At 34.7% G+C, this 6,210-nt stretch carries 6 protein-coding genes; 3 read left to right on the top strand and 3 right to left on the bottom strand.

Translation table 11 applies throughout. The annotated features are described in order from the left end of the window. Window positions 1-168: 168 nt before the first annotated feature. Window positions 169-1,236 (bottom strand): branched-chain amino acid aminotransferase, encoded by a 1,068-nt coding sequence (locus ACIEHO_RS14475; RefSeq protein ID WP_406972985.1) that lies wholly within the window; start codon window positions 1,234-1,236, stop codon window positions 169-171. A gap of 94 nt (window positions 1,237-1,330) precedes the next feature. Between ACIEHO_RS14475 and ACIEHO_RS14470 the strand changes: the two genes are divergently transcribed. From ACIEHO_RS14470 to ACIEHO_RS14460, 3 genes are all read left to right on the top strand, one after another. Beyond that, window positions 1,331-1,834, top strand: a complete 504-nt coding sequence (locus tag ACIEHO_RS14470) for a DUF4920 domain-containing protein (RefSeq protein WP_406972983.1) — start codon at window positions 1,331-1,333, stop codon at window positions 1,832-1,834. Window positions 1,835-1,840: 6 nt separating this feature from the next. After that, window positions 1,841-2,542 carry a tRNA (5-methylaminomethyl-2-thiouridine)(34)-methyltransferase MnmD gene (gene mnmD, locus ACIEHO_RS14465; protein WP_406972981.1) on the top strand — a complete coding sequence of 234 codons (702 nt, stop codon included), beginning with the start codon at window positions 1,841-1,843 and terminating at the stop codon, window positions 2,540-2,542. 143 nt (window positions 2,543-2,685) lie between these two features. Continuing rightward, entirely contained in the window at window positions 2,686-3,597 is a 912-nt protein-coding gene (locus tag ACIEHO_RS14460) for a TIGR01777 family oxidoreductase (RefSeq protein ID WP_406972979.1), read from the top strand. A gap of 14 nt (window positions 3,598-3,611) precedes the next feature. On the opposite strand, the gene ACIEHO_RS14455 is transcribed toward ACIEHO_RS14460, so the two are convergent. Together ACIEHO_RS14455 and ACIEHO_RS14450 are read right to left on the bottom strand one after the other, a co-directional pair. Continuing rightward, complete coding sequence (locus ACIEHO_RS14455; RefSeq protein WP_406972977.1) at window positions 3,612-5,270, bottom strand: hypothetical protein; 1,659 nt, start codon at window positions 5,268-5,270, stop codon at window positions 3,612-3,614. A gap of 151 nt (window positions 5,271-5,421) precedes the next feature. Beyond that, on the bottom strand, window positions 5,422-6,078 hold the full coding sequence (locus ACIEHO_RS14450; RefSeq protein WP_406972975.1) for a YceI family protein: 657 nt from the start codon (window positions 6,076-6,078) through the stop codon (window positions 5,422-5,424). Window positions 6,079-6,210: the final 132 nt, after the last annotated feature.

The following is a 6,210-nucleotide window of genomic DNA, read 5'->3' as shown; positions in this document are numbered from 1 at the left end:
ACGTTTGATATACCCATCGTTTTCTGGTAATTCCATTACACTAAGGTTTTAGTGTATCGCTATTTCAGGACGGGACAAGATGACAATAAAAAAAGAGAAGCAGTACTGCTTCTCTTTTTTATAATATTTCGTTTTCCTTTCCCTTGGGAAGGCTAGGATGAGCTCTTTCTACTTCACCTGATAACGCCAACCAAAAGGGTCTTCCGTTTTATTGGTTTGTATGTCGGTTATTCTTTTTTTCAAAAAACTAGCATACGTATTGTCTAGTTTTGGTAGCTCGTAATCCGAATCTTTATAACCAAAGCCAGAAATTGGTGAAATTACCGCAGCGGTTCCTGCTCCAAACATTTCTTTTAACGTTCCATCCTTGGCAGCATCTACTACTTCACTTACTTTTAATTTTCTAACCTCGACTGGAATATTTTCAGCTTTAGCCAGTTCAATAATACTTTTTCTGGTAATACCATCAAGGATTCTATCGCTAGTTGGTGCTGTTATTAAAGTATCGTTTATACGAACAAAAATATTCATCGCACCTGCTTCTTCAATATACTCATGGGTGTTATCGTCTGTCCAAATTACCTGTTGGTAGCCTTTTTCAATAGCCAATTGTGTTGGGTAAAATTGCCCAGCATAGTTTCCTCCTGCTTTTGCAAAACCAACACCGCCATTAGCAGAACGTGAGTATTTTTCCTCAATTAACACCCTAACGTCTCCTGCAAAATATGCTCCAGAGGGTGCAGTACAGATGATGAATTTGTACTCATCGGCTGGCGAGGCATGGAATCCATTACCGCTAGCAAAAACAAACGGACGGATATATAAAGAGCTTCCTTCTTTCTTAGGAATCCAATCTTTATCAACTTCCAACAAGGCCTTCAAGCCATCCATAAAATAGCCTTCTGGTAATTCCGGAATCGCTAATCGCTTTGACGAAATATTCAAACGCTTAAAATTTTCCAAAGGACGAAACAACCAGACTCTTTCATCCTCATCTTTGTAAGCTTTCATCCCCTCAAAAACCGATTGCCCATAATGGAAAATCTTAGAAGAAGGGTCTAGGGTAATTGGCTGATAAGGCACCACTTTTGGCGCTTGCCATTCTCCGTTTTTAAAATTGCATTCTAACATATGATCTGAAAACACATGTCCGAATTTCAAATTATCGAAATCTATCTCGTTGATTTTAGAAGTTTTAGCCTTTAAAACCTCTATATCATGGATTATAGTACTCATAAGTCCAGTTGTTTAAAGCCACAAATTTAAAGAAATTGGTATTAAAAAAGCGGTATATTTACATAATATCGTTTAAAATTGAAATATTAACATCATGAGGTTCTTTATAGTCTTCATTTTTTGTGCCCTAATGATATTTTCTTGCAAGAATAAAACCGAGGAAAACCAAAATAATCAAACGGAAATCCTACAAAAAAACTACAAATCTTTCGGAAAGGAAATTATCCCTAACGATGCCATTGCAGCAAGTTCTATGGCGGCTCATTACAAAACCATGCAACTGGGTGACAGCATCAATTCTAAAATAAAAGCCAAAGTGAATAGCGTTTGCCAAGCTAAAGGTTGCTGGATTCGATTGGATTTGGAAAACGGAGAAGAAGTGATGGTGAAATTTAAAGACTACGGATTTTTTGTTCCGAAGGATGTCGAAGGAAAAGAAGTGATTATAAATGGTAAAGCGTTTGTTAACGAGGTTACGGTTGAAGAACTTCGCCACTATGCTGAAGATGCCGGAAAACCTGAGGAAGAAATAGCACAAATTAAAAATCCAAAACGCACCTATTCTTTTGAAGCAGATGGCGTTTTACTTTTAAAATAAATTCGTTTGAAGAGAGAGATAATTGTAACGGCCGATGGCTCCACCACCATTCATATTCCTGAATGGAATGAACAATACCATTCTAAACATGGCGCCATTCAAGAGGCCTATCATGTTTTTATAAAACACGGATTACATCACTTTTGTTCTAAGCTTTGTCATTCTGAACTCGTTTCAGAATCCCATTATTCAATTTCAATTCTAGAAATCGGTTTTGGCACAGGGCTCAATGCGTTTATCACCCTGTTGGAAGCCGAAAAACTAAAACAAAACATCAATTATATTGGAATTGAAGCCTTCCCCGTTTCTGAGGAAGAAATATTAAAATTAAATTATCCGAAAGAATTAAAAGGAGAAAACAGCGAATCTGTTTTCTCAAAACTACATAATACTAGTTGGGAAGAAAAACATGCCATATCAGCTCAATTTTCTTTGACCAAACGGAAACAGTTCTTTTCTGAAATTGAAGATAAAGAAACCTATAATTTAATTTACTTTGACGCCTTTGGGGCAAGAGTTCAGCCTGAACTGTGGACAGAAGACATTTTTAAAAAAATGTATAACGCTTTAAAAAATAATGGCATTTTAGTAACATATTCGGCAAAAGGCAGCGTTCGGCGGTCCATGTTGTCCGTTGGTTTTAAAGTTGAAAAACTCCCCGGACCACCTGGCAAACGTGAAATGTTACGCGCTTGGAAAGAGGCGTGACATTCAACGATACAAAAAATCAAACTCATCATTGCGAGGAGTGTACGACGTGGCAATCTGTTTATTATACGCCAAAATCTGTTAAACCTAACATAAAGTCTGAGGAGCACCACAATCATTTTGTAACTTTATAAAAAAAGTACATGCGCGTTTTAATAACAGGTGCTACAGGTTTAATTGGACAGGAAATAATAAAACTTTGTCATAAAAACGATATTCAGGTCAATTATCTTACTACGACGAAATCTAAAATTGAAAGCTCCGATAACTATAAAGGTTTTTTTTGGAATCTGAATGAAAAGAAAATCGATACCAATTGTTTTAAAGATGTTAACGCCATAATAAATTTGGCAGGAGCAACCATTTCCAAACGTTGGACACCCGAATATAAAAAAGTTATTTTAAACAGCCGAAAAAACTCTACCCAACTGCTCATTGATTCTTTAAAAGGTGAAACCCATCAAATTAAACAAGTGGTTTCGGCCAGTGCCATTGGCATATATCCCGATTCGTTAACCAATTATTACGACCAAACGTTTAACCAAATAAGCCCCTCTTTTTTGGGTAAAGTGGTACATGCTTGGGAAAAGACTGTTGACGGATTTTCAGAAGTAGGCGTTAAAGTTTCTAAAATTAGGATTGGTTTAGTCCTTTCTGATAAAGACGGTGCTCTCCCACAGATGGCAAAGCCCATAAAATTTGGTTTGGGCGCACCTTTTGGGAGTGGCAAACAATGGCAGTCCTGGATTCATATTCACGATTTGGCACATATGTTTGTTTATGTATTGCAGCACCAATTAATTGGGGTTTACAATGGCGTGGCTCCAAATCCAGTAAGTAATACCGACGTTACAAAAACCACGGCCAAAGTGTTGAAAAAACCACTTTTTCTGCCCAATATCCCCAAGTTTTTTATGAAATTGGTTTTGGGCGACATGCATATTTTACTATTTGAAAGCCAAAGAGTAAGTTCCAAAGCCATTGAAGACAAAGGCTTTAACTTTAGGTTTAATTATTTGGAACCAGCTTTGGAGGATTTGTTGGTGGTTAACTAATTACCAGACACTCTCTAATTTAATTTAAAAGTTAAAAACTGCTTTTGTTTTTCATTTGAGCCAAAAATGACCATTTGCGAATTATAAACCGATTGCCCATTTACAGGATAAAACATAATGTCGTTATAACGATTTAAATGAAGGGCATCACAGGATATATTACCACTTCCATCGAGTTTTACCATGTATAGATTGGAGTTTTTTTTATTAATGTTTCCAAATTTATTTATTTGAAAATTTAGGTTATTATCAACTGGCATTACATTTTTGCGTTCGTTTAAAAAAATATATGAATCTTCATTATGCACCAATGTTGAGCAAGACACTAGTTTATCTGAAAATGAACTCCCTATGTGATGTTTGTTAATATTTTTTGACCAAACTAAATTTCCTAGTTTATCCAAACGCAGAACAACAATATCATTATAATTCAATGTTACATAACTTTTACTTTCTTGACTCACGGACCCTACATTTATTGAGTTGACGCTGAATCCATTTGGCGTAAAATATGAATAAGATTTTGTTTGCACATGAAATTCTTCTGCTATAAGCAAACATCCACCATCTTTTAATGTTTTAATTTTTTTTATGATATAACCACCATTTTCCTTATCACCATTTACATCATATTTGTTAGTTAAAAATTCAGGAGAAAACTTTTGAAAAAGGGTATTAATAATTTTCATGTTGTCCTTATTTATCGAAAAAAACAAGGTTCCCGAAATAGCAAACTGATCTTTTCCTGCAAAAAACTCAATAACGTTTAAATCACTTTTTTCAGAATAAATACCAATACAGTTCACTTGATTATCTTTTATCACTAAACTCATCGTATGGGCAAAACGGTCCAAAAGATTTAAATAAGTGTGTTCTGTTTTATTCTCTGTTACTTTAAAAACTTCGTAATGATAATTGACCTTCTTTTTTACAACATTTTGTCTTTTGTTATGGTATACTTTCCCTAAAATGTAAACGTCGCCGTGATTGTCGACTTTGACTTGATGAATATCGAACAGCCTGTCTTTTTCATTATGGGTAAATTCTTTTTCCCAAACCATTTTAAAATCACCGTTGAAAACAAAAATTTTATGGGCTTCGGTGTCTTTGGAGTAGGAATCGATATGAAAAGCGATGTACTTTCCGTTTTCAGAAAACTCCATATTTCCGTAATAGTTGGAATCTAGATTATTGCTCAACTCTGGAATAATAAAGTTTGGAAACCTTTTAATATCAATAGAAAATATTTTTTCTCGTTTTAACTCATTGGTGTAGTCTATGGGTTTGTGCAAAAAACAATCAATGGTTTTGTCCCTTTTATTTTTTTCATATTCCAATACATGCAATTTTTCTTCGGCAATGGTAAACCCAGCAATAATCCCCTTTTTGTCAGTTTCAATTTTATAATTGTTATACGACTGTGATTGTTGCAAACTGTCCCAATGTTGCACTATAAACCCTACCGAGTTACTATGGTGGTGTTTCATCGAAACATATTCATCATAATACCTAATAGTATAAATTCCGCCCTTTTGATCTTCAACAGATGCAACTAGTTCTGTTTTAACAAAAGGTTCTATAAATTTTCTAGTCTTTACTACCGAATAATCTTTGTTTTGTCCAAATGTTACTAATGATAAAGGAAGTAATGCAAAAAACAAAAGGGTTTTCATATTAAAAATGATTTATGATTTTCAAAAAAAGATTAAAAATAAGATTTTTAATCAAACGCCTATGGTTTCGTTTGTGCTTATTTACTCTCTAAAACAAAAAACCACCCTGCTCCAGCAAAGTGGTTTCTTAAAAAAATATTGTTTTTATCTGTTAGGCTTTGGTTGCCTTTACAGATACTTTCAACTCTATATCGTCGTTGATAAATTTATCGCCTAAATTATCAAAAAACGATTTAGAGCCATATTTAACATTCCATTTCGACCTATCGATGGTAAATGTTTCGCTTTCCAAGGTTAACTGGTCTCCTGCATGCGAAACCGATACTGGAATAGTTATGTTATTCTTAATATCTTTTATCGTTAAGTTTCCTGAAAGCATGGTTTTTCCATTAACTTCCTGAATACCGGTAATGGTAAAACCAGCACTTGGGTGGGTGTCAACATCAAAAAAGTCAGGGCTTTTTAAATGCCCGGTAAGTTTAATGTTCATTTTATCATCTGCAGGCATATCTTTAACCACAATAGATTTCATATCAATAATAAAAGAACCTCCAACAATATTACCGTTGGTTACATCGAATGATCCACGCTCAATCGCTATGGTTCCAAAGTGCTCTCCAGTAGGCTTAAACCCCTTCCATTCTACGGTTGACTCATCTAAATCGGCCTTATAAGTTTCAGATACCACTTCGGCACTCGCAGGCGCTTCAGCTTCACCGGTTTTCGCTTCCTTGGCTTTGTCCTTACACCCCATTACGGTTACAGATAAAGCAGTAATAAACAATAGTGTTACAAATTTCTTTTTCATACTAGATTTATTTTTAATGTTAAACTTGTAAAATTACACAATCATATGTTAAGAAAAAACTAAAATTATTTTGTGACATTATGGCATTTTTACAATAATGGCAGTACTTTTGCCAACCATTTTAAGTATTTG

Source organism: Flavisericum labens, from assembly GCF_045446075.1.
GTDB lineage: Bacteria > Bacteroidota > Bacteroidia > Flavobacteriales > Flavobacteriaceae > Flavisericum > Flavisericum labens.
The sequence above is the reverse complement of the archived record's forward strand: the minus strand, read 5'-3'. Positions and strand labels throughout refer to the sequence as shown.